A 23,263-nucleotide genomic window follows, 5' to 3' on the forward strand; every position below is an offset into this window, starting at 1 on the left:
GGCCTTTCCCAGGGAAAGGCCTTTTTGACACGCAGGAAAGTCAGTTTACCCGCGGGTCCAGTTCGCCGCGTACATAGCGCTCGAACATGGCGTCCAGGTTGATCGGCTTGATCTTGCTGGCGTTGCCGGCGGTGCCGAAGGCTTCGTAGCGGGCGATACACAGATCGCGCATCGCGCTGACCGATTCCTTGAGATACTTGCGCGGGTCGAACTCGGCCGGGTTATGGGCCATGAAGCGACGGATGGCGCCGGTGGAAGCCAGGCGCAGGTCAGTATCGATGTTGACCTTGCGCACGCCGTGCTTGATACCCTCGACGATCTCCTCGACTGGCACGCCGTAGGTCTCGGGAATCTTGCCACCGAACTCGTTGATGATTTCCAGCCACTCCTGCGGCACCGAGGAGGAGCCGTGCATGACCAGGTGGGTGTTGGGGATGCGCTCGTGGATCTGCTTGATGCGCGAGATCGACAGCGTGTCGCCGGTGGGCGGCTTGGTGAACTTGTAGGCGCCGTGGCTGGTGCCAATGGCGATAGCCAGTGCGTCGACATGGGTCTTCTTGACGAAGTCCGCGGCCTCTTCCGGGTCGGTCAGCATCTGCTCGTGAGAGAGCTTGCCTTCGGCGCCGATGCCGTCTTCCTCACCAGCCATGCCGGTTTCCAGGCTCCCCAGGCAGCCCAGCTCGCCTTCCACCGAGACACCGCAGGCATGAGCCATTTCCACGGCGCGGCGGGTCACGTCGACGTTGTACTCGTAGCTGGTCGGCGTCTTGCCGTCCTCGCCCAGCGAGCCGTCCATCATTACCGAGGAGAAGCCGAGCTGGATGGAGCGCTGGCATACGGCGGGGCTGGTGCCGTGGTCCTGGTGCATGACGACCGGAATGTGCGGGAATTCTTCGACCGCGGCGAGGATCAGATGGCGCAGGAAGGGCGCACCGGCATATTTGCGGGCACCGGCGGAGGCCTGGACGATGACCGGCGAGTCGGTCTTGTCGGCGGCTTCCATGATGGCACGCATCTGTTCGAGGTTGTTGACGTTGAAGGCGGGGACGCCGTAACCGTATTCGGCGGCGTGGTCGAGCAATTGACGCAGGCTGATCAGGGCCATGAAGGATGTCTTTCCTGAAGTGAACTGCCGGGCGGAGGCCCGGCAGACGGTAGGGTTGGCTATCCCTGTATTTTACTTCGCAGCTGCTTCCAATGCAGCCACGGCGGGGAGTTGCTTGCCCTCGACATACTCGAGGAAGGCACCGCCCCCGGTAGAGATGTAGGAGACCTTGTCCTCGATGCCGTACTTGTCGATGGCAGCCAGGGTGTCGCCGCCGCCGGCAATGGAGAAGCCGTTGCTTTCGGCGATGGCCTTGGACAACGCTTCGGTGCCCTTGCCGAACTGATCTATCTCGAACACACCGACCGGGCCGTTCCACAGGATGGTGCCGGCGTTCTTGAGCAGGCCGCCCAGGCGCGACGCGGTCTCGGGCCCGATATCGAGGATCATCTCGTTGTCCTCGACCTGATCGACCGGCTTGATCACGGCGTCGGCGGATTCGGAGAACTCGGTGGCGACGACCACGTCGGTGGGCAGCGGAATCTCGACCTTGGCCATCAGCGCCTTGGCCTGATCGATCAGGTCGGCTTCATACAGTGACTTGCCGACATTGTGACCGGCCGCGGCAATGAAGGTGTTGGCGATGCCGCCACCAACGATCAACTGGTCGCACTTTTCGGACAGCGCGTTGAGTACCTCGAGCTTGGTCGAGACCTTGGAACCTCCAACGATGGCGACCATCGGCCGCTCGGGAGTCGCCAGGGCCTTCTCCAGCGCCTCGAGCTCCTTGGCCAGCAGCGGGCCGGCACAGGCATCGGGGGCGAAGCGGGCCACACCGTGGGTCGAGGCCTGGGCGCGGTGGGCGGTGCCAAAGGCATCCATCACGAAGACATCGCAGAGCTTGGCATAGGTTTGGGCCAGTGCCTCGTCGTCCTTCTTCTCGCCCTGGTTGAAGCGTACGTTCTCGAGCAGCACCACCTCGCCGGCAATCAGGTCGAGAGAGACGTCGAGGTAGTTCTTTACCAGACGCACCGGCTTGTCCAGCAGCTCACCCAGGTGATCGGCAACCGGTGCCAAAGAAAATTCTTCGGCCGGCTCGCCCTCGGTGGGGCGCCCGAGGTGGCTCATCAGCAGTACCTTGGCACCGGCGTCCAGCGCCGCCTGGATAGTCGGCAGGCAGGCCCGGATACGGGCATCGCTGGTGACGCGTCCTTGCTTGACCGGAACATTCAGATCTTCGCGGATCAGTACTCGCTTTCCGGCGAGGTCCAGGTCGGTCATCTTGCGCACGTTCATGTGGCTCGTTCCTCTTCTCGTTGCAAACCGGCGTTACGTTTCACAGCGTTGTTGGGCCAGGGCGGGTTCGCTTGGGGCCTCGAATCCGGCGAGACGCTCGGCGATGTCGAGCATGCGGTTGGCGAAGCCCCACTCGTTATCGAACCAGCTCAACATTTTTATAAGTTGGCCGCCGGCCACTCGGGTCTGGGTGGCGTCAACGATACCCGAGCGGGGATCGTGGTTGAAGTCGACCGAGGCCATGGGCTCTTCAGTGTAGCCAAGCCGACCGGCCAGGCGGGTCTGGCTGGCGTCGCGCAGCAGCGCATTGACTTCGGCGGCGTCGGTGCGCTTACGCACGGAAATCGCCATGTCCATGGCGGAGACGTTGATGGTCGGCACGCGTACGTGCAGGCACTCGAAGCGTCCGGCCAGGGCCGGCATCAGCCGTTCGATGCCGCGCGCCAGACCGGTATCGACGGGGATGATCGATTGCAGGGCCGAGCGCGTCAGGCGCAGGTCGGCCCTGTGGTAGGCATCGATCACCGGCTGGTCATTCATTGCCGAATGGATGGTGGTGGTCACGCCGTGCTCGATGCCCAGTGCCTCGTCGAGCACAGTGAGGATCGGGATCAGGCAGTTGGTCGTGCACGAAGCCGAGGAGATGACCCGCATGCCGGGCTGCAGTGTGTCTTCGTTGATGCCGCCGACAATGGTCGCATCCACATCCGCCTCGGCCGGCTGAGAGAACAACAGACGCTTTGCGCCGGCGGCCAGGTGGCGCTCGGCGGTAACGCGATCCTTGAAGCTGCCTGAACATTCCAGCACCAGATCGATATCCAGCTCGGCCCACGGCAGGTGGTCGGGGTCGGGCTCGGAGAGGATACGAATGGGCTGGCCGTCGATGAGCAGCTCATCGCCACGGGTATCGACGTGGCCGGGAAAACGCCCGTGTGTGGTGTCGTAGCGAGTCAGGTAGGCAATGGTGGCGAGGTCGGAAAGTTCATTGATTGCGACGACCTGCAGGTCCGCCTCGGCACGCCGCTCGACGAGGGCGCGCAGTACACACTGGCCGATGCGGCCATAACCGTTGATGGCGATGCGAAGAGGCATGGCGGCGAACCCGATCCATTAAGAGCGCAAGGCGTTGATTCTAGCGCAAAGCCGGAGTGAGTTACCAAGGCGCGCCGGTCATGCCTCTACTTCCTGCCTGAAACGATCTACAAGGTCACTTGCGCGGATCGATCAGTACGCGTCCGTAGGTTTTGCCGGCCATCATCGCCTCGGCGGCATCGCTGACCTGTTCGAGGCCGATCTCGTCGACGTGCATGTTCGAGAACAGTCCATTGGGCAGGGCGGCCAGGCGCTGCCAGGCGACCCGGCGCTGCTCGAAGGGAATCATTACGCTGTCGGTGCCCAGCAGCGAGACACCGCGCAGGATGAACGGCATCACCGTAGTGGGCAATTCGGCGCCGCCGGCTAGGCCAACTGCTGCGACACGACCGCGATAGTCCATCTGGGCGAGTATGTTGGCAAGTGTCTTGCCGCCGATGCTGTCCACTGCCCCGGCCCAGCGGCCTTTTTCCAGCGGACGGGAGTCGGACTCGAACTCGGTACGCTCGTGGATCTCTGTGGCGCCCAGGGTTTTCAACCATTGGCTCTGTTCGGGCTTGCCGGTAACAGCATGGACCTCGTAGTCGAGGTGGGCCAGCATCTGCACCGCCCAACTGCCTACGCCACCGGTCGCGCCGGTGACCAGCACCTTGCTGCCTGCCGGCAGACCGGCCTGCTCGAGGCGGATCACACTGAGCATGGCGGTCAATCCGGCGGTGCCCAGTTGCATGGCCTCGCGAGAGGACAGCGGGTCGGGGCAGGGCACCAGCCAGTCGGCATCGACGCGCATGGTTTCGGCATAGCCACCCCAGTAGCGCTCGCCCACGCCCCAGCCAGTGAGGATCACGCGGTCACCGGGGGCAAAGCGGTCACTGGCCGATTCGCGCACGGTGCCGGCGAAGTCGATACCCGGCACCATCGGATAGTCGCGCACGATCTTGCCCTTGCCGGTCACCGCCATGGCATCCTTGTAGTTCAGGTCGGAATACTCGATATCGACGGTGACCGCGCGATCCGGCAACTGTTCGTCGTCGATTTCTTCAATCCGACAGCGTGGTTGTTGATCACGGACCATCAATACACGGGGCATGGCGTTCTCCTGACAGGTGCGACAAATGAAGGTTTAGCCTAGTCTCAGCGGTTCATCGCGAGCAACGCGACCATGGTCCTTAGACCTTGGCAGTTGTCGCAGGTGACATTTCCCTTCATGAGGTTGTGTGTAGGATAGGCAGCCTCTGGGACAGCACTGCATTTTCATAAAACATTATCGACTTCGGCACATCACGAGAACCCTCGCATGAAACCGAGCTATACCGGCTGGCGCCATCTGGTGCATTCGACCCACTATTCCTTCAAGGGGCTCAAGGCCGCTTTTCTCAACGAGGCAGCCTTCCGCCAGGAGCTGGGCATCTGTGCCTTGCTGCTGCCCTTCGCCTGGTGGATCGGCGAAACCCCAGTGGAGTGGATTCTACTGGTTGGCAGCTGCGCATTCGTGCTGATAGTCGAGTTGCTCAACAGTGCGGTGGAAACCGTGGTCGATCGCATCGGGCCGGAGCATCATGTGCTGTCCGGGCGCGCCAAGGACATTGGCTCTGCGGCGGTAATGCTGTCGCTGATCATGGCCGGGCTGACCTGGGGGTTATTGCTGTGGCAGCGCCTTCATGGTGGATAGAGATCGTCGGGCACGTCGACGTCGCGCAGGATGCCGGCATCCTCGACATCGATGAACGCAGGGGGATGCATGCCGAGCACTTCGCGGGCACCCTGGTCGCCACGTAACCTGGCCAGCACCGGCCAGAAATCGCTCCCGAACATCACCGGGTGGCCTGGTTGTCCTGCGTGGCGGGGTCGGGCGATACGCTTCCGAGAGGCGATACGCTTGAGTGCCTGACACGTTGCCGGCTGAACCCAGGGCATGTCGCCGAGCATGACGGCGACGACAGTGGCGTTGGGCTTCGCCTCGATAAGTGCTCTTGCTCCCACGCTCAGGCTTGTGCCCAGGCCAATCTCGTCGCCGGGCGCATTTACGACCGTATAGGCTGCATCGATGCCCAGATCGGCCGGCCGTTCGCCTTGGCGAATGACGACCCAGACATCGTCAAAACAGCACGAAGCCAGGGCAAGCGTGGTCTCCAGCAACGTAAGCCCGTTTGCCAGCCGGATGCGTCGCTTATCGGCCCCGAAGCGCCGGGAGTGGCCTGCGGCGAGCACCAGCGCAATGACGCGAGTCGGCTCGGACTGGCCGCTCATAGCGCATCCCGGGGGCGACCGCGCTGCACACGCAGCACATCGGCCATCACTGCCATGGCGATTTCCGCCGGGGTCTTGCTACCCAGGTTCAGGCCGATCGGCATGCGAATCCGGGCGATCTCACCATCGCTCAGCCCGCCGGAGCGTTTGAGCCGCTCGGCGCGCTGTTCCGAGGTCCGTTTCGAGCCCATCACGCCGATGTAGAACGCCGGGGTGCGTACGGCCTCGATCATGGCCAGATCGTCGATGCGTGGATCATGGGTCAATGCCACTACGGCTGTGGCGGCGTGGCAGGCACCCGAGGCGATGAATAGCGACGGCATCACGTTCTGTACCTCGACACCAGGCACATCGAAACCGGCCCGGGCCTCGGCACGTGGATCGCAGACGATAACCTCGAAGCCCAGCGTACGAGCGAAGTCGGCACACACCGTGGCGACAGGCGAAATGCCGGCGATGATCAGGCGCAGTGCAGGGCCGATGCGTATTCTGACGCTCTGAGCGTCGCGCTCCACGCGCGGCCCCTGGGCATCGCCCTCGACGAAATGCGCCCGGCCGTCCTCGAGCAGCACGCGGCGGATCAGCGGCCGACGGCCGAGCAGAGTGGCGTGCAGCACTTCCAGATGCAGCAGGTTGCTGTCGCTGGGTTCCAGCCGCTCGATCAAAACGTCGAGAACTCCACCACAGGGCAGTACCACCTGCGGGCCGTCGGTACCGTTGTCACCGTAGCGGATGATCTCGACGGGTTGGGAAAAGGTGCCGTCGCGTAACCGTGCGAGAAAATCCTCCTCGACGCAGCCCCCCGACAGCGAGCCGGCGTGGCTGCCGTCGGCGCAAGCTACCAGCATCGAGCCGGGTTCGCGCGGTGACGAGCCGAAGGTGGCAAGCACCGTGCACAGCCATATGGTCTCGCCGGCATTGGCCCAACGCATGGCCCGTTCGATGACCTGTAGGTCGAGATGCTGCATGTACCTCTCCTTGGTAAAAACCTCGAAAGCCGGCGGCGATCTCCGACTTTTCGTATACCGGTTAGCTTGGCGTGAGCTTGGCCAAGCCACAAGAGGCGGCAGCACCCTCCGATCCTATTGGTAGTCTTCGCTGGCCCGCATGACGTCGATGAGACTGGGCGTGACGATGCCGGCCGACTCGGCCAGATCAATGACCGGCTGGATTCGTCGCTGGCACTTCATGGCGTGGTTCTGGGCAATGTCGCTAAGGCGATGGTCGAGGTAGGGATTGGAAAAGCGCTCGAAGACCTCGTCGCGATAGCGCTCCAGCGTGTGACGCTCCAGGCGTGTTGCCAGTGCGGGGATCACCTCGCTGTCGATGACCTGTTCCAGCGCACGGAAAAGGGCCGGCTCGGCCATGGCTTCACGAACGAACGCCAGTTGCGTTTCCAGGCCCGCCTGACGCCAGCGATGCACCAGAAAGGTATGCGACAGGTTGAGCAGGTGCAGCTTACGCATCGCATAAGGAGTCAGGTCGTCGACCCGCATGACGTCGGGATGTCGGCATGGCAGGGTCAGGCCGGGCTGATCTTCGATGGCCCATAAGGCGTAGGGTTCAGCCACGGCACCCACCGGCTCGAGCGCTGCCGAGACGATCCGGTCCACCAGCGTGTTGGCCCAGCGGCACTCTGCCTCGAGCCAGTCGATAAAGGCCGTATCACCGGCGTAGTCACGCCGTGCCAGGCCGACCACCAATTCCCTGAGGCGCTGGGCATTGTTGCTGACCAGCTCGCAGGGCAGCAAGGTCAGGCCCGCACCACCCGCGGCGTGGCGTGCCTTGAGCAGCTTGGTGAGCTTGCCTGGGAAACTGCTTGGCACCGCTGCGAGGCAACTGTCATTACTGGTCTCGTAGCCGGCATCCCCGGTATTGGAGACAACATGGGTGGCATGCTCGACGAAATGCCGCTCCAGTGTCGCCCAATCCTCATCGGCGATCAGGCCGTCGGCCACGCTGTCGATGGTCCATCGCTCATCGATGTCCCGGCCGTCGCGACGCCCACGCAGATGCAGCGGGTAGGTGCGTTGCGTCGCCAGGGCGCGAGCCTTGCGCTTGCCCTCTTCGCGGGAGGAGGTCTGAACCACCAGGATGTGCTGGTCGCTGTGCCCGGCAGCCAGCGACGCGCTGACGAAGGCGGCAACATGGCCCAGCAGGAAGCGGCTGGTGCCGAACTGGATGATGGACGCCTGGGCAGGAATGTCTCTGGGCATGGATTGCCTCCCTTTCACGCGCTCTCGTTCACGCGGAGTTGCCGTCGCAGACCACCATGGCCTTGATCACGCCGCTGGCCGGATCGCACCACTGCGGCATCAGGGTGGGCAACTCTGCAAGCGGGCCACGATGGGTGATCATCGCTGTAGGCTGCAAATCGCCGCTTTCGAGGAGGCGGGTGACGGTCTCGAAGTCCTCGCGGGTGGCGTTGCGACTGCCAAGCAGGGTGAGCTCCTTCTTGTGGAAGTCAGGGTCGCTGAAGGTGATGTCGGCCTTGACGATGCTGACCAGTACGTAACGCGCGCCATGCCCGGCCAGGTCGAAGCCGCGGTTCATGGCGGCGGGGTTGCCGGTCGCATCGAACACGATGTCCGCCAGGGCGCCGTGGTTGTGACGCGCGATGCAGGCTTCCAGGTCGTCGTCGATGGCATGCAGCACGTCGTCTGCACCGAAGGTGTCGCGACAGAAGGCCAGGCGATCCCGGTTGGTGTCCACTACCAGGGTGCGGGCTCCTCGGGCCTTGGCGATCTGCAGGATACCCATGCCGATCGGCCCGGCACCCACGATCACGGCCAATTCGCCTGGCTGGATGTCACTGCGGCGGATGGCATGGGCACCGATGGCCAGGCATTCCACCAGCGCGAGTTGCTCCGGCGTGAGTCGCTTGGAGGTCACCAGGTGATCGACCGGCACGCTGAGATAGTCGGCCATGCCGCCATCGCGATGCACGCCGATGACCTGCAAGTTCTGGCAGCAGTTGGTCTTGCCGTGAAGGCAGGCGCGGCACTCGCCGCAATGCAGGTAGGGAATCACGTAGGCGCTGTGGCCAATCAGTTCGCTGTCGACACCATCGCCCACGGAGACGATATCGCCGGAGAGTTCGTGACCCAGGACGCGTGGGTATTCGAAGTAGGGCTGGTTGCCGCCGAAGGCATGAATATCGGTACCACAGATGCCTATCCGGCGAATCCTCAGCAGAGCCTCGCCGGAGGCGCAGGCCGGTTCGGGCACGTCGTGCAGTTCCATCTGGCGCGGTTGGGCGCAGATCACGGTTTGCATGGGTGCAGGATCTCCTTGGTTATGATTGTTCTGGCGGATGTCTCGGTGTCAGTTGGCCCAGCCGCCATCGATCAACTGACAGGTACCGGTGATGAATGCCGACTCGTCAGAGGCCAGAAAGGCCGCTAGGGCGGCAATCTCGTCGGGTCGCCCAAGCCGGCCCATCGGCTGCCGATCGATGAACGCCTGATAGACCGTCTCCTTCGAGCAACCCTGCTGGCGGGCCTGGGCCTCGATCCGTTCGTGAAGTGACGGAGACTCCACGGTGCCCGGACAGATGGCGTTGCAGCGGATGCCCTGAGTCATGAAGTCGGCGGCCACCGACTTGGTCAAGCCGACGACGGCGGCCTTGGTGGCGCCGTAGGCGCAGCGGTTGGGTACGCCCTTGATACTGGACGCCAGCGACGCCATGTTGATGATGCTGCCGCTACCGCGCTGCAACATGCCCGGCAGAAAGACCTGGATCATGTCGAACATGGAGGTCACGTTCAGGGCATGGCTGCGCTCCCATGATGCGCGGTCGCAGTCGAGTATCGTGCCGCTGGGAACCATGCCGGCGCAGTTGAACAGTATGTCGAGACCGGGCAGCTCGCCGGCCAGACGCTCGATGGCCTGGCGATCGGTGACGTCGAGCGAGGCAATCTCGCACCCCGGGCCTTCCAGGTCTTCGAGCAGACGGGGATTGATGTCAGTGGCGATCACCCGGGCGCCTTCGGCGAGAAAGCGCTCGACCGTGGCACGCCCTATGCCTTGACCGGCAGCGGTGATCAGCGCCGTCTTGTTGTTGAGTCTCATGGTGTGGCGACCCCTGCGGAGCATGGGAGAATGGAATGCAACCTGTCATACAGTGCTAAAGACAGACCAGTACCCGGCTTACTATGGATGGCCTTCGCGTCAAGCGGCAAGGTTCCTGAGGTGAACTTTGGTCGAGGTGCCACGATGGCGCGCGTCCCCTTCTTCTGCCATGGCCCGTTCGCTATGCTGAGGGCATTCGTTTCCTCAGTATGAGATGCCCATGGCGCTTCCCGATTGCTTTCTGCCCACGACGGACATTCCCGATACGCTGCACGAGGCGCTGCGCAAGGTGGAGCAACGCCTGCGCGAGGCGCTGGCCCAGGCAGATAATCTGGCAGAGCGTCAGCAGGCGGAGCCGCCCAGCGACGCCTGGCAGGCATTGTCGAAGACGCACCGCGAGCAGCTGGCCCGCGTAGTGACGGTCTCCGAATTTGCCGCCGAGACGCTGATGCGCCACCCGCACTGGCTCGCGATTCTCGATGAAGACGGCGAACTGGACAGCCCCCCCGACGTCGAGGCGATGCGCCAGATGCTCTGCGATGCGCTGGACCGTGCCGAGGATGAAGCACAGATGCATGCTGCCCTGCGTCGTTTTCGGCGGGCGCGCATGCTGGGCATCGTGTGGCGTGATCTGACCCGGCCGAACGGCCTGACCATGTGGCACACGGCGGCCAGCGTATCGCGCCTGGCGGAGGTCTGCCTCGACGGTGCCCTGGGGTGGCTGGAAGCTCACTTTGCGCCGCGCTGGGGGCGCCCTTCGCCTCGTGCGGATGGCAGCGAGCAACGCCTGATCGTACTGGGCATGGGCAAGCTGGGCGCCGGTGAACTCAATCTGTCGTCCGACATCGACCTGATCTTTGCTTTCCCCGAGAAGGGCACCACTCAGGGCGGCAAGCGCGAGTACGACCATCAGGAGTATTTCACCCGGCTGGGCCAGAAGCTGATCGCCGCGCTGGATGCAGTGACCGCCGACGGTTTCGCGTTCCGTGTCGATATGCGCCTGCGTCCGCTAGGGGATGGCGGACCGCTGGTGGGTAGCTTCAATATGCTGGCAAGCTACTATCAGGATCAGGGCCGTGAGTGGGAGCGCTATGCCATGCTCAAGGCCCGGCCGGTGGCCGGCGATCTCGAGGCGGGCGCCGAATTGCTCGCCAGTCTGCGTCCGTTCGTCTATCGCAAGTATCTGGATTTCGGTGCCATCGAGTCGCTGCGTGAAATGAAGGCGCTGATCAACCGTGAGGTACGTCGCAAGGGGATTGCCGACAATATTAAGCTCGGCCCCGGCGGCATCCGCGAGGTCGAGTTTGTCGTTCAGGCCTTCCAACTGATCCGTGGCGGCCGTGACACCGAGCTGCAGGTCACATCGCTCAAGATGGCACTCGAGAGACTACCGGCGCTCGACCTGTTGCCTCAGCATGTCGTTGATGAACTTGAGCCTGGCTATGTCTTCCTGCGCGATCTGGAGCACGCCTTGCAGGCCATGGAGGATCGCCAGACCCAGACCCTGCCCGAGGATGATCTTGATCGCGAGCGATTGGCGCTGGCAATGAGCCGCCCGGGACATCAGGGGTACGGCGATTGGCCGGCGTTGATGGCCGTGCTCGATGAGGTGCGCGAGCGGATTCGCCAGCATTTCGATGCCGTGATTGCCGACCCCGAGGAAACCAGCGACGTTCCCGAAACGAGCCAAGAAGCCACCGGAGACGACGAGATTCCTCTCGATGAGTGGCGTGCGTTATGGCGTGGCGAGCTGACCGAGGGAGAAGACCGCGAGTTGCTCGAGAGTGCCGGTTTCAATGATCCCGACGTCGCAGCACGCCGGTTGCACACGCTACGTCATTCACGGTCGGTGCAGAGCATGCAGCGCATCGGGTTCGAGCGGCTGGATGCCCTCATGCCGCTGCTGCTGACCGCCGTGGCAGAGAGCGAGGCGCCTGACACCGTGCTCGAACGTGTCCTCCCGCTCATCGAGGGTGTGCTGCGGCGTACCGCTTACCTGGCGCTGCTGCGCGAGAATCCGGAGGCGCTGGGCCACCTGATGACCCTGTGTGCCGCCAGCCCGTGGATCGCTGATCAGATCGCCCGCCACCCGATCCTGCTCGATGAGTTGCTCACCCCGGCGACGCTCTACACGCCGGCCGATAAGGCACGGCTGGCCGATGAACTGCGTCAGGCGCTGGCGCGCATTCCGGAGGAGGACGAGGAGGCCCAACTCGAGGCGTTGCGTATCTTCAAGCATGCTCAGGTGCTGCATGTCGCCGCCTCCGACATTGCCGGCGCCCGGGCGCTAATGAAGGTCAGCGACTATCTGACCTATATCGCCGAGGTCGTGCTGGAACAGGTGCTGACCATGGCGTGGCGCCACCTGACGCGCAAGCACGGCCTGCCCATGGCGAAGGACGGCTCGCGACCGACTGAACCTAACTTCCTGATCGTCGGCTACGGCAAGCTGGGTGGCATCGAACTCGGCTACGGCTCGGACCTCGACCTGGTATTCCTGCATGAAGGCGCACCGCAGGGCAGCACGGACGGGAAGCGCGCTATCGACAACGCCGTTTTCTTCACTCGCCTGGGCCAGCGCATCATTCATCTGCTGACCGCCGTCACTCCGTCAGGGGCACTTTACGAGGTCGACATGCGTCTGCGCCCGTCGGGCAATTCGGGACTGCTGGTGGCGTCTCTGGATGCGTTTGCCGATTATCAGCGACGCGAGGCCTGGACCTGGGAGCACCAGGCGTTGGTGCGTGCCCGGGTGGTGGCCGGCAATCGCAGCCTGGGGGAGCGCTTCGCCGAGATTCGCCGCGAAGTCCTGGGCCGCGAGCGGGATACCGAGGCGTTGCGCAGCGAGGTGGTCAAGATGCGCCACAAGATGCGCACTCACCTGGGCAGCAGCCAGAGCGACCGCGAGGAGGGACTGTTCGATCTCAAGCAGGACGATGGCGGCATGGTCGACATCGAGTTCCTGTGCCAGTACGCCGTGTTGGCCATGAGTGCCGAGACGCCTGCGCTGATGGATTACAGCGATAACATGCGAATTCTCGAGACCCTGGAATCGAGCGGGCGGTTACCTTCCGACGACGCGGGCCGCTTGCGTGACGCTTACCTGACCTATCGGCATGTATCGCATCGCAATGCCCTGGCCAAGGGCAACGCCCGCGTGCGAGACAATGACTACCATGAACATCGCGAGGTTGTGCGGACCCTATGGCAGCGCTGGCTGGAGCCCGATGGAGTGAGCTGAGAGCATGGTGTCGTCATCAAGGCGCTATCCGTAAGGGTGGCGCCTTTTTGGTCTATGATTGACTCAGAATAATGCATGAGCCATGTATTACGGGTCAGATGACGCTCCATCCTGGTGAATGCAGCATCGGTCCAGTAAGCAGCAGGAAGCCGTAAGCCGAAGCGACCCGGCTGAGAAAAGACAGGGAGACGTATGCTTGACTGGATATCCCAGCATTCGAAAGTACTTTCAGTGTTTACCAACTTCGGCACGCTACTTATCTGGCTGGTGTATGCCCAGTTGCTGTATCTAGGCTTTCGCCGTCAGCGCCGCCCGCGCCTGATCATCAACCGTGGTCGTCAGAAAGACATCGATGCGCTGTGCATCATCAGCAACATGAGTGCCGAGGCCATCTTTATCGAATACATCATTGCCGAACTTAAGACGTCTAAAGGCACGATCATCATGGACGTTACCGACTTCGAGCAGGAGTACAGCGATGACGATGAACCCGCCGATGAAGAAGGCAATCGGGAGAGGCGGACACTGGCGCCGGTGAATGTGAGCGACAATACGCGTCAGGGGCCGCTCGAGTCCGGTGGGTTCCTGCATATCGGCACGTTCGATGATTTAGTCAAGCGCCTGGCCCGTGAGGGGGGGATCGAGATGAATGGTCACCGTCCCAAAGACAGTGACCTGCAGTTCAAATACCTGACGATTCGCCTCATCGGTGTATATGGATCCGAGGATATGCCGGTCGGTTCAGAGCGTAGCTTCGACCTCATCGACAACGAACATTATTGTTCACTGGCTCCGACGACCTGGGATACCAAGCGCCTGGCGTCGTTTCGCCAGCGCCGCAAGCTGCGCAAGATGGTGGCGGACCTCAACGAGAGTAACTTCACTTCCTCCTCATCGGTGCGCATCAAAAGGGAATCCGATGCCTCCTCCTAGGCATTAGCCATTTTCGCTACCTCGTATCATGCGCTTCAGAGGAAGGTTGCTTACCAACAACAGGACGATAGCGAGAGTCAGTATGATCGACAGCGGGTTGGTCACCAGTTCGATTAAAAGGGCCGGCGTGCTATCGCCCACCGAGGCCATGGCTTGGCGGTAGGTGTTATCCATTAATGGGCCGAGGATCACGCCGAGGATGATCGGCCCCATCTCGAAACCGAAAATCTTCAGAAAATAACCTGCAATGCCAAAACCGAGCATCCAGTAGACCTCTGTCATGCTGTTATTCAGCGAGTAGCTACCCACCACGCAAAGCACCAGTATCAATGGGATCAGGATTGCCTTGGGGAGTTCGACCACCTTGGCAAACAGCTTGATACCCATCAGGCCGAAAATCAGCAGGAAGAGATTGGCCAGCACCAGCGCACCCACCACGAACCAGAAAATGTGCGGTGTGGTCACCATCAACATCGGGCCCGGATTGAGCCCATGGATGACCAATGCCCCGATCATGACCGCAGTGACGGCATCGCCAGGCATGCCGAGTGTCAGCATGGGCACGAAGGCGCCGCCTACGGCGGCGTTATTGGCACTTTCGGGTGCGACCAGCCCCTCGTAGGCACCCTTGCCGAATGGCCTGGAAGGATGCTTGACCGAACGCTTGGCATGATCGTAGGCGAATAGCGAGGCGATATCGCCGCCGGTGCCGGGCAGGGCGCCGACAATGACACCGATGAGCGAGGTGCGAATCGACAGCGGCAGGAATTTCAGTACCAGATTCAGCGAGGGAATGATTTTTTCGACGTTCTGGCGCACCGGCTTGACGCTGAGCTGATGTAACTGGAAGAACGCCTCGGCGACGCCAAACAGGCCGATCATCACCACCACGTAGTGAATGCCGCCCAGTAACTGCATGCTGCCCAGGGTAAAGCGGCCTTCGGCGGTGACCGGATCCATGCCCACCAGGCCGATAACCGCACCCAAGGCAGCGGCAAAGATGCCCCGTGACAGCGATTCCGCCGCGAGGCTACCGACCAGCAGCAGACCGAGTACGGCAATCAGAAAATAGTCGCGCGGTGCGAATTGCAGGGCGAACTCAGACAATACCGGCGCGGTGCTGGCCAGGACCAGTACCCCAATGAGGCCGCCGATCACGGACATGACCGTACTTAGACCAATCGCCTGTCCGGCCTCGCCCCGTTGAGCCAAGGGGTAACCATCAAAGGACGTGGCAACTGCCGAGGGAGCCCCAGGGATATTGAGCAGAATGGCCGTACGTGAACCGCCGTATACGCCACCACAGAAGACGCCCACCATCAGCGCGAGGGCATCATTGACGTCCCAGGCGAAAGTGAAGGAAATCAGGATAGAGACGGCCATCGTTACCGAGAGACCGGGAATGGCGCCGATATAGATGCCGGCGAAGGTACCGGCCGCCGTCAGTAACAGCAGCGACAGGTCGGTCCATGACATCAGAAAGTAGGCAAGTGAATCAGTCATGGGAGGATCTCGTCAGGGTAGATAGACCTGGAAAAGCAGGGTGAACAGGATGTAAATAATGGCAATGGAGACTCCCGCAATGACCGCCGATGATACAAGGCGGCCATGACGCAAATAGACCATGGAAGCGAACAGGAAGAGCAGGGTACTGATGATGAAGCCCAGCGACTCGAGCAGCAGCAGGTAACCGATGGCCATTGCGGAAAAGACCACGATCGGCAGTGGAAAGTGCGCGCTCAGGAATTGGCGGGCTTCATCCAATGCACCCTGAGTGTCCGGCTTCGGCTTGCGAAGCTGGCCGGTGATGATCACGATCATCGATAACATCAGGATAATGCCCAGTCCGATAGGGAATGCACCGGGTGAGTTGATCGACTCGAAACCGGGGCCTGATATTCGGTAGGCCTCGTAGAAGATCCCCAGGCTGAACAACAGCAACAGCAGGTTGAATGCGCGCTCGCCTGGCTGGAGTTTGGTTTGCTTGGACATGTGCCCTCCATAGAGAAACGGCGGAAGAGCCAAGGCTGTTCCGCCGTTTCTACGCGCCAGGTTACGGCTTGGGAATGCCGACTTCCTCGGGTGAGACCTTGGCAGAACCCGCCCTCTCCAGGGCCCAGGCGGTTACGGACTGCCAGTGAGACAGAAACTGCTTGGCTTCTTCACCCCGCAAGTTGAGCGATTGTCCGCCATTCTTGGTCAGAAACTGCTGGAACTGCTCATTGGCAACACCTTGTTCATAAGCATCGGCAAGCGTGGTCACGATGTCATCCGGTGTCTCCTTGCGTACCGCAACTGCCCAGAACGGCCCCCACGGCAGGTAGGACTCGATTTCGGGCAACGCCTGGGTGATCGGCGGCACGTCCGGAAGCTGCTCGATCGGTTCCTTGGTCAACACGGCCAAACCCTTGAGGCGTCCGGAGGCGATATGCTCCTGAGCGGCGGCCAGACTCAGTGGCATGAAATCGATGTGACCACCGAGCATCGCGGTAATACCGGGGCCGTCACCACCGAAGGTAACGTTGCGGACGTCCAGTTCATCTACCGCGTTAATCATCGCCAGCACGGTGTTGGGCAGACCACCGGCGCCGGTGCCCCCCATGCGCAGCGAGCCTGGATTGGCCTGGGCATCTTCGAGCAAGTCACCGAAGTCTTCCCAGTCTTTATCCGTCGGTGCGGCAATCACGACCAGGCCCTGGCCGATCACATTGACCGGTGTCATGTCGGCATAGGTGAAATCGGCCAAGCCCATGATCGGGTAAAGCTGCGGGTTTTCGGCCCCGTACAGTACGGTATAGCCGTTTGCCGGCTTGGTAAGGACGGTGTTCATGCCGATGACGCCGGTTCCGCCGGAGCGGTTGGTCAGCACAATGCTGGTACCTAGCGCTTCCTCGACGTGGGGGGTCAGGCTACGAGCGACATTGTCGGTTGCGCCGCCGGCACCCCATTGGATAATCCCTTCGATGTTGCGCTCAGGATAATCGGCCAGGGCCGGCGAGAGCGCAGTCAGTGTGCCGGCAGAAATAGCCAGCGTTGCGAAAACCTGCTTGAGCATGGCGGTGTCCTCTGTAAGTCTTTGATTATTATTTGCGGTGAAATCGGTGTCGCATTATAAGCGATGCTGTTGTGTTGCGGGTCCACGTTCATATCGGAACAGCGCTAGCGAAGAAGCCGAATGGTGTCGCTGCGCTTCAGGGTGAGGCCCGATCCATGTCGAGGACGCCCAGGCAGGACACGCCAAGGCTGCGTCAGCGCTAGCGCGGCCCTACTTTACCACTCTCTTAACGAGCTGAGACACTTTCTGCCGGGTGCCATCGGCCAGCCTGGCGGCGCGCAGCCAGCTAGAGGCGTTACGTTTCACGATAAGGAGAACAAAGCCATGCGTCTTGGCCTGATCGGCAAGGCAATCATGAATTCCAGCGCACCGGACCTGCATACCCGACTCGGTGAGCTAACTGGTATCCCGGTTACCTACGACCTGTTCGATGCCAATGAGATGCCTATCGAATCGCTGGAAAGCCAGGTTCGCAAGGTCATGGCCGAGGGCTATCGGGGCGTCAACGTTACCTACCCTTACAAGGAAGCCGCCGTTAAGTTGGCGGATCGCGCCACCGAAGGCGCTCGGCTGGTCGGGGCGGCCAATACGCTGGTCTTCGCTAATGGACAGATCCAGGCCGAGAATACCGATTTCAGCGGTTTCATCAGCGGCTATCGCGCGACCCTGGGTGAGCGTGCGCCGGGACGTGTGCTGGTGATCGGTACCGGCGGAGTAGGTAAGGCGGTGGCCTTCGGGCTAGGCAAGCTCGGGGCCGAGGAAATCATTCTGCTGGACCTCGACGAAAGCAAATCCGCCAAGTTGGCCCATGAGCTGCGTCAGGCCGGTTTCAGCGCCTCGGAGGTTACTCTTGGCGCACTGGCCGAGACCGTCGGAGGCTGTGATGGGCTGGTCAACTGCACGCCGATTGGCCACGAAAAGAGCCCAGGCTGCCCTCTGCCCAAGAAGCTTATCGAATCGCGGCACTGGATCTTCGATGCCGTCTACGTGCCGGCGATCACCGAGTTCATTACTGCCGCGCGGAAAGCCCGTGCTCAGGTGATGAGCGGTGTCAGCCTGTTCGTGTTCCAGGGTGTGGATGCTTTCAAGTTCTTCTGCGAGGACGCCGAGACGCGTAAGCTCGCCGACGAGCAAGCCGAAGCGCTATTCATCCACTACAAGCAGAAACTATTGAAGGAGCAAGGCCAATGAGTTCGCACAAGGTGCTCGTCCTGCACGGACCCAACCTTAACCTGCTTGGTGAACGCCAGCCGGAAATCTACGGTTATGAGACGCTGGACGACATCAATAACCGCCTTTACGAGAAGGCGGCGATCAACGGTTGGGACCTCAAGTGCCTGCAGAGCAACCACGAAGGCGAGCTGATCGACGCCATTCATGCTGCGCGCCGTGACGGCACTGGATTGATCGTGATCAATCCGGCGGCCTATACCCATACCTCGGTGGCGATCCTCGATGCCCTCAATGCCTTCGATGGGCAGGTTATCGAAGTACATCTCTCGAACATCCACAAGCGCGAGAGCTTTCGCCATCATTCGTACGTTTCTATGCGTGCTGATGCGGTCATTGCCGGGCTGGGCAGCAAGGGCTATTCGCTGGCGCTCGACACGCTGGACTAACCTGTTGTGTCAGAACTCGAGGCTCTCCTTTTGCCCGCCACGTCGTGCTGCCGTAGCGGGCTTTGCGGAAGGAAGCAGGGGGGACCATTATCTTACTGCTGATATGAAAAAAGCCCGGCATCATGCGGCGCCGGGCTCGTTTATCGACTTTCTTCCCAATATCAGGGAATAATCTTCTCGGCGCGTAGGCGATCAAAGAGGTCAAAAAAGGCGCCACGTGTCTCGCGGAAGTGGTCGAAACCAAAGTCGCGGGACTTGGTGGTGTCATTGATGCATTCCTGATCGCGGCCCAGATCGGCGTCGGTGTGCCACCAGGAAGCCAGCTTGTCGACGTCCGGCTCCACCAGATCGTGCTTCGCGACAATCTCGCGCCAGGTCGCTTCGGCGCCCACCATCTGCTCCTCCAGCGGCTGCGGCGTCTCGGGGCAGTCCGCCACCTCGAGGCCGAAGTATTCTCCAATCTCGCGCCACATACGACGCCAGCGGAAGACGTCGCCGTTGACGGTATTGAAGGCCTGATTGGCCGCGCCCGGCGTGGTTGCTGCCCATTCCATTTGCCTAGCCAGAACGAGCGCATCGGTCATGTCAGTCAGCGCGTTCCACTGGGTCTGCGAGCCCGGGAACACGAAGGGTTGGCCGGTCGCCTTGCAGATCGATGCGTAGACGGCAATCGTCGTGCCCATGTTCATGGCATTACCGCGAGCATAACCGATCACGGTGTGTGGGCGATGCACGTTCCAGTTAAACCCATGACGTTCAGCGGCCTCGAACAGCACGTCTTCCAGCGCGTAGTAGAAGTTATCACCCGGCACGCGCGGCTCGGACTCGCGGAACGGGGTCTCGAGGCGTCCACTACCGTAGGCCTCGAATGATCCCAGATACTGTTTAGTACCGGTCACCAGCGAGGCGTGTTCCAGGTTATCGCTATCAAGCGCCTCGAACAGATGACGCATCATCGCGCTGTTGGCCTCTACGTTGGCCTTTTCGTTGTCACGACGAATCCAGGTGCAGTAGAAGACGTGAGTAATCGGCAGGCCCGCAAGCGCCTGCTCAGTGGCCAGTTTGTCCAGCAGATCGGCGGCGACAGGTATCACGCCGCTCTGCTCGGTGGCGCGGCGTGATAGACCATAGACGGTCCATCCGCTGGCAACCAGATAAGAAGCCAGATTGCCGCCGGTAATGCCAGTGGCGCCAACAACGAGCGCTGTGCCTTTACGCATGATCGATGCCCTTCTTGAAAGTTCGAGAAGATCTAGCCTCACGCCAGATCAATGAAGGCAGTCTGATAGAGAGCATTCGTTGCTACAATCGAAAACGCTGCAAATATTTATTGCGTAAAACGCAACACAATGAGCCTTAATGCAATGGACCTTAACGCCTTGCGCGTATTCGAACGCGTCGCCGCCACCGGCAGCTTCACCGCCGCCGCGCAACACTTTCACCGCGCAGTATCGTCGGTCTCGCGACAGATTCGCGGGTTGGAAGAATCAGTGGGGCAGCCGCTGCTCTATCGGCACACCCGTGCCGTCACTCTGACCGAGGCAGGCTGGCGCTATTATGAAGAGGTGCGTGACATTCTCGAACGCCTCGACATGGCAACCGAAGCGTTGAATCAACCCCATGCGGAGCCCAGCGGTGTGTTACGTATCAATGCACCGGTGGCCTTCGGCCAGCGCCAGATCGTGCCGTTGCTTCATCGCTTTCAATGTCGTTTTCCCAGCATCAAGGCGGAACTGCAGTTGAACGATCGTGTCGTCGATCCGGTGCGCGAAGGTCATGACATCACCTTCCGGGTCGGTAACCTGTCCGATTCATCGCTGGTTGCCCGGCAGCTGGCGCCGATGAACTACGTCGTCGCCGCGTCACCTGGCTACTTGGCAAGACATGGAACGCCGGAAACGCCCGAGGCGCTCTCCGAGCACGACTGCTTGATCTATCAGGGCGAACTGGGCCGCCAGCGCTGGTATTTTCAGCGGGGCGATGCGGCGAAGGAAGCTGCCTATGAGCTCGACGGTAGCCTCGCTAGCAATGATGCCGAGAGCCTGCTAAGGGCGGCGCTGCTCGGTCAGGGGCTGGTCATGTTTCCCACTTGGTTAATCGCCGAAGAACTTTCCAAAGGTGCTTTGGTGGCACTGCTTGAGACATGGCGCGGCGAGGTCATGCCCGGCCGCCGCGAGCTTTATGTGCTGACCCCTGAGCGTCGGCTCAGAGCGCTCAAGGTGCGTGCCTTCATGGATTATCTATTCGAGACGGTGTCGCCCACTCCCCCTTGGGATCGCTGGCAGGAAGAACTTCAGTCGTAACCATATTGGCCATCTTTGGCTGGACGGCCCTCATAACGAGGCTGAATAGCCACAGCAGCGACTTGCTCGGAATAACCCTTATTGAACCAGCTACTGAATGTGAACGGTATTAGTGTCGCCGAGTCGCGATATATAGTCCTGCCGCTACGATCAGTATGGTGCCTAGGTACGTATTAAGGTTTGGCACATCGCCGAATAGCAGAAAGCCGAACAGCGACGGCCAGATGAGTTGGGCGTAGAGGAAGGGAGAAGCCAACGAAGCGGGGGCGAAGCGCATGGCCTGGATCAGGCCGAACTGGCTGCCGGCACCAGGCCGATGCCTATGAACAGCCAGAGATCCTCGATGGCGATCGGTGTCCAGAAGAAAGGGCCACGGCAGCCGGAAATCTATGGCTGCGAGACGCTGGCGCTCGACACGCTGGCCTGATTCTGAAAGGCGGGTAGGCAAGGCCCCTCGTATCAGAGGGGCCGGAGAGAAGCTACTGCGTCTGACGAGTGTATTTTTCTACCAACGCTGTCGCATCATCATAAAGCTGCTGGCCGTCTAGTCCGCGCTCGCTCATGCCACTGATCCAGTGCTGGATCGTATCGTCGGCCGCTGCTTTCCAGGCATCCTGAGCGTCTTGAGAAATATGGATCATTTCTCCGTCATTGCGGGCCGCCACCTTGTCGATGGCGGCTTGCTCTGCCTGGTCCATCACCTGGCCGATACGCTGGGCTTCTTGGATTCCCGCGTTGTCATCGATGACTTGTTTGAGCTCCGGAGAGAGCTGGTCGTATTTATCCTGATCCATGGCTAGCACCATCATGGCGGTATATAGACCATGGTTACCTTCGAAGAAGGTATGATTTTGTGCCATATCGAGCACGCCCAGGGCCTCGGCGCTCTCGAACGGAAGTGTCAGTCCATCAATGACGCCACGAGAGACGGCTTCCGGAATCTGAGGAAAGGGCATGCCAACGACCCTGGCACCCAAGTTGGCAAAAAATCCGTTCATGGCTTTGGATGGTGCCCTGAGCGTTAGGCCTTTGACGTCCTCGGCGCTGCCTATCGTAACGTCCTTGGTATGGATTTTTCCGGGAGTATGGGCGAAGACGGCAATCGGGTAGATGCCTTCGAGCGAGTCCTGCATGTGCTGCATGGCATACTCGTGGGCAGCCATGCTGGTTGCTTCGCCGGTCGTGGGCAGGAAGGGAAGGTCGAAGGCTTCGGAGGCCGGGAAGCGGTTGGGCGTGTAGCTGAGCAGAGTCCATATGATGTCGACGACTCCATCCTTGGCCTGGTCATAAAGCGATGGGGCAGACCCTCCCAACTGCATGGCCGGAAATATCTCGACCTGAATGGCACCGTTGGATTGCTCCTCGACTCGTTCGGCCCAAGGTTCCAGATACTGGACCTGGACCGGCGTGGTCGGAGCGGCAAAATGGTGGAGGCGAAGCGTGACCGTATCTTGCGCCAGGCTGGCTGTCGCCAGTGACATCCCGCTGGCGAGTAACGCACCGGCGAGAAGCGACTTTTTTATCGTTATCGTCATGTTGTAATTTCTCCGTATGAGATGGTGAGGCTGGCGTGCTGTAGATCCAGGTCGTCGCTTAGATCGGATAGTGACGTGGACCGAGCTGCATCGTCATCCAGCGCAACTCGGTGAACTCCTCGATCCCCGCCTTGCCGCCGAAACGCCCGTAACCGCTGGACTTGACCCCACCGAACGGCATCTGCGGCTCGTCATGCACGGTCGGTGCGTTGATGTGACAGATGCCCGACTCGATCTGCCCGGCCACGCGCATCGCCCGCGCCGTGTCACGGCTGAATACCGCCGCCGACAGGCCGTACTCGGTGTCGTTGGCCATGCGGATCGCCTCGGCCTCGTCGGCCACGCGCATCATCGCCACCACCGGCCCGAAGGATTCCTCGCGATACAGGCGCATGGCCTCGGTCACGCCATCGATCAGGGTCGGCTGCATGATCACGCCGTCGGCCTTGCCGCCCGAGGCCAGGCGCGCACCTTTCTCGAGGGCATCGTCGATCAGCGAGTTGAGCTTCTCGCCCGATTCGCGGTTGATCAGCGTGCCCAGCGCATTGCCCTCGCCACGCGGGTCGCCGGCACGCAGGCTGGCGGCCTTCGTCGCCAGCTTGTCGGCGAAGGCATCGGCGACGGCATCGACCACGATCAGGCGCTCGGTGGACATGCAGATCTGGCCCTGGTTGAAGAACGCCCCGAAGGCGGCCGCCTCGACTGCAGCATCCAGGTCGGCGTCGTCGAGCACCACGAAGGGCGCCTTGCCGCCCAGTTCGAGCAATACCGGCTTGAGCTGACGTGCCGCACGCTCGGCAATGATCCGCCCCACCGGGGTGGA

Annotated in this window: 21 protein-coding genes; 6 read left to right on the forward strand and 15 right to left on the reverse strand. The window is 61.4% G+C overall.

Going from position 1 to position 23,263, the window contains the following annotated elements:
- Positions 1-40: 40 nt before the first annotated feature.
- From fba to F568_RS0115645, 4 genes are all read right to left on the reverse strand, one after another.
- Positions 41-1,105 (reverse strand): class II fructose-bisphosphate aldolase, encoded by a 1,065-nt coding sequence (gene fba / locus F568_RS0115630; RefSeq protein WP_019019693.1) that lies wholly within the window; start codon positions 1,103-1,105, stop codon positions 41-43.
- A 72-nt stretch (positions 1,106-1,177) separates the two neighbouring features.
- Entirely contained in the window at positions 1,178-2,341 is a 1,164-nt protein-coding gene (locus F568_RS0115635) for a phosphoglycerate kinase (protein WP_019019694.1), read from the reverse strand.
- Positions 2,342-2,374: 33 nt separating this feature from the next.
- Entirely contained in the window at positions 2,375-3,433 is a 1,059-nt protein-coding gene (locus F568_RS0115640; protein ID WP_019019695.1) for a type I glyceraldehyde-3-phosphate dehydrogenase, read from the reverse strand.
- Between the two features lie 115 nt (positions 3,434-3,548).
- The gene (locus F568_RS0115645; protein WP_019019696.1) at positions 3,549-4,523 is read right to left on the reverse strand and encodes an MDR family oxidoreductase; all 975 of its coding nucleotides are present in this window, start codon (positions 4,521-4,523) and stop codon (positions 3,549-3,551) included.
- A 207-nt stretch (positions 4,524-4,730) separates the two neighbouring features.
- Between F568_RS0115645 and F568_RS0115650 the strand changes: the two genes are divergently transcribed.
- The gene (locus F568_RS0115650) at positions 4,731-5,105 is read left to right on the forward strand and encodes a diacylglycerol kinase (protein WP_019019697.1); all 375 of its coding nucleotides are present in this window, start codon (positions 4,731-4,733) and stop codon (positions 5,103-5,105) included.
- Here the strand turns inward: F568_RS0115650 and F568_RS0115655 are convergent.
- The 5 genes from F568_RS0115655 to F568_RS0115675 form a co-directional block, all read right to left on the reverse strand.
- Positions 5,093-5,683 (reverse strand): nucleotidyltransferase family protein, encoded by a 591-nt coding sequence (locus tag F568_RS0115655; protein WP_019019698.1) that lies wholly within the window; start codon positions 5,681-5,683, stop codon positions 5,093-5,095. The two genes, F568_RS0115650 and F568_RS0115655, sit on opposite strands and share 13 nt — an antisense overlap.
- Positions 5,680-6,651 (reverse strand): XdhC family protein, encoded by a 972-nt coding sequence (locus F568_RS0115660; protein ID WP_019019699.1) that lies wholly within the window; start codon positions 6,649-6,651, stop codon positions 5,680-5,682. Before F568_RS0115660 ends, F568_RS0115655 begins: the two co-directional genes overlap by 4 nt.
- A 114-nt stretch (positions 6,652-6,765) precedes the next feature.
- Entirely contained in the window at positions 6,766-7,899 is a 1,134-nt protein-coding gene (locus F568_RS0115665; RefSeq protein ID WP_019019700.1) for a mannitol dehydrogenase family protein, read from the reverse strand.
- A gap of 28 nt (positions 7,900-7,927) precedes the next feature.
- Positions 7,928-8,959: a zinc-binding alcohol dehydrogenase family protein gene (locus F568_RS0115670; RefSeq protein ID WP_019019701.1), complete on the reverse strand. Its 1,032-nt coding sequence runs from the start codon at positions 8,957-8,959 to the stop codon at positions 7,928-7,930.
- A gap of 48 nt (positions 8,960-9,007) precedes the next feature.
- Positions 9,008-9,754, reverse strand: a complete 747-nt coding sequence (locus F568_RS0115675; protein WP_019019702.1) for an SDR family oxidoreductase — start codon at positions 9,752-9,754, stop codon at positions 9,008-9,010.
- Between the two features lie 220 nt (positions 9,755-9,974).
- Here F568_RS0115675 and glnE point away from each other — a divergent pair, with 220 nt between their 5' ends.
- Both glnE and F568_RS0115685 read left to right on the forward strand, forming a co-directional pair.
- Positions 9,975-12,995 (forward strand): bifunctional [glutamate--ammonia ligase]-adenylyl-L-tyrosine phosphorylase/[glutamate--ammonia-ligase] adenylyltransferase, encoded by a 3,021-nt coding sequence (gene glnE / locus F568_RS0115680; protein ID WP_019019703.1) that lies wholly within the window; start codon positions 9,975-9,977, stop codon positions 12,993-12,995.
- A 192-nt stretch (positions 12,996-13,187) separates the two neighbouring features.
- Positions 13,188-13,928, forward strand: a complete 741-nt coding sequence (locus F568_RS0115685) for a hypothetical protein (protein ID WP_019019704.1) — start codon at positions 13,188-13,190, stop codon at positions 13,926-13,928.
- 3 nt (positions 13,929-13,931) lie between these two features.
- Here F568_RS0115685 and F568_RS0115690 read toward each other — a convergent pair whose 3' ends face one another.
- From F568_RS0115690 to F568_RS0115700, 3 genes are all read right to left on the reverse strand, one after another.
- A complete protein-coding gene (locus tag F568_RS0115690) occupies positions 13,932-15,431 on the reverse strand; it encodes a tripartite tricarboxylate transporter permease (protein ID WP_019019705.1) in 1,500 nt (499 codons plus the stop codon).
- 12 nt (positions 15,432-15,443) lie between these two features.
- On the reverse strand, positions 15,444-15,920 hold the full coding sequence (locus tag F568_RS0115695; RefSeq protein ID WP_019019706.1) for a tripartite tricarboxylate transporter TctB family protein: 477 nt from the start codon (positions 15,918-15,920) through the stop codon (positions 15,444-15,446).
- A gap of 61 nt (positions 15,921-15,981) precedes the next feature.
- Positions 15,982-16,983 carry a tripartite tricarboxylate transporter substrate binding protein gene (locus F568_RS0115700; protein ID WP_019019707.1) on the reverse strand — a complete coding sequence of 334 codons (1,002 nt, stop codon included), beginning with the start codon at positions 16,981-16,983 and terminating at the stop codon, positions 15,982-15,984.
- A 120-nt stretch (positions 16,984-17,103) separates the two neighbouring features.
- Here F568_RS0115700 and F568_RS0115705 point away from each other — a divergent pair, with 120 nt between their 5' ends.
- Together F568_RS0115705 and aroQ are read left to right on the forward strand one after the other, a co-directional pair.
- On the forward strand, positions 17,104-18,174 hold the full coding sequence (locus tag F568_RS0115705; protein WP_268247052.1) for a shikimate dehydrogenase family protein: 1,071 nt from the start codon (positions 17,104-17,106) through the stop codon (positions 18,172-18,174).
- Positions 18,171-18,602, forward strand: a complete 432-nt coding sequence (aroQ, locus tag F568_RS0115710; protein ID WP_019019709.1) for a type II 3-dehydroquinate dehydratase — start codon at positions 18,171-18,173, stop codon at positions 18,600-18,602. The genes F568_RS0115705 and aroQ overlap by 4 nt, the downstream gene beginning before the upstream one ends.
- A 161-nt stretch (positions 18,603-18,763) precedes the next feature.
- Here aroQ and F568_RS0115715 read toward each other — a convergent pair whose 3' ends face one another.
- Positions 18,764-19,822, reverse strand: a complete 1,059-nt coding sequence (locus F568_RS0115715; protein WP_019019710.1) for an SDR family oxidoreductase — start codon at positions 19,820-19,822, stop codon at positions 18,764-18,766.
- Between the two features lie 144 nt (positions 19,823-19,966).
- Between F568_RS0115715 and F568_RS0115720 the strand changes: the two genes are divergently transcribed.
- Positions 19,967-20,905 (forward strand): LysR family transcriptional regulator, encoded by a 939-nt coding sequence (locus F568_RS0115720; RefSeq protein ID WP_019019711.1) that lies wholly within the window; start codon positions 19,967-19,969, stop codon positions 20,903-20,905.
- Between the two features lie 479 nt (positions 20,906-21,384).
- Here the strand turns inward: F568_RS0115720 and F568_RS0115730 are convergent, their stop codons facing one another.
- Positions 21,385-22,440, reverse strand: a complete 1,056-nt coding sequence (locus F568_RS0115730; protein WP_019019712.1) for a TRAP transporter substrate-binding protein — start codon at positions 22,438-22,440, stop codon at positions 21,385-21,387.
- 58 nt (positions 22,441-22,498) lie between these two features.
- Positions 22,499-23,263: aldehyde dehydrogenase family protein (locus F568_RS0115735; protein WP_019019713.1), on the reverse strand; the 765-nt coding region annotated here is incomplete at its 5' end.

The sequence above is a fragment of the Modicisalibacter luteus DSM 23508 genome, assembly GCF_000378505.1.
Lineage (GTDB): Bacteria > Pseudomonadota > Gammaproteobacteria > Pseudomonadales > Halomonadaceae > Modicisalibacter > Modicisalibacter luteus.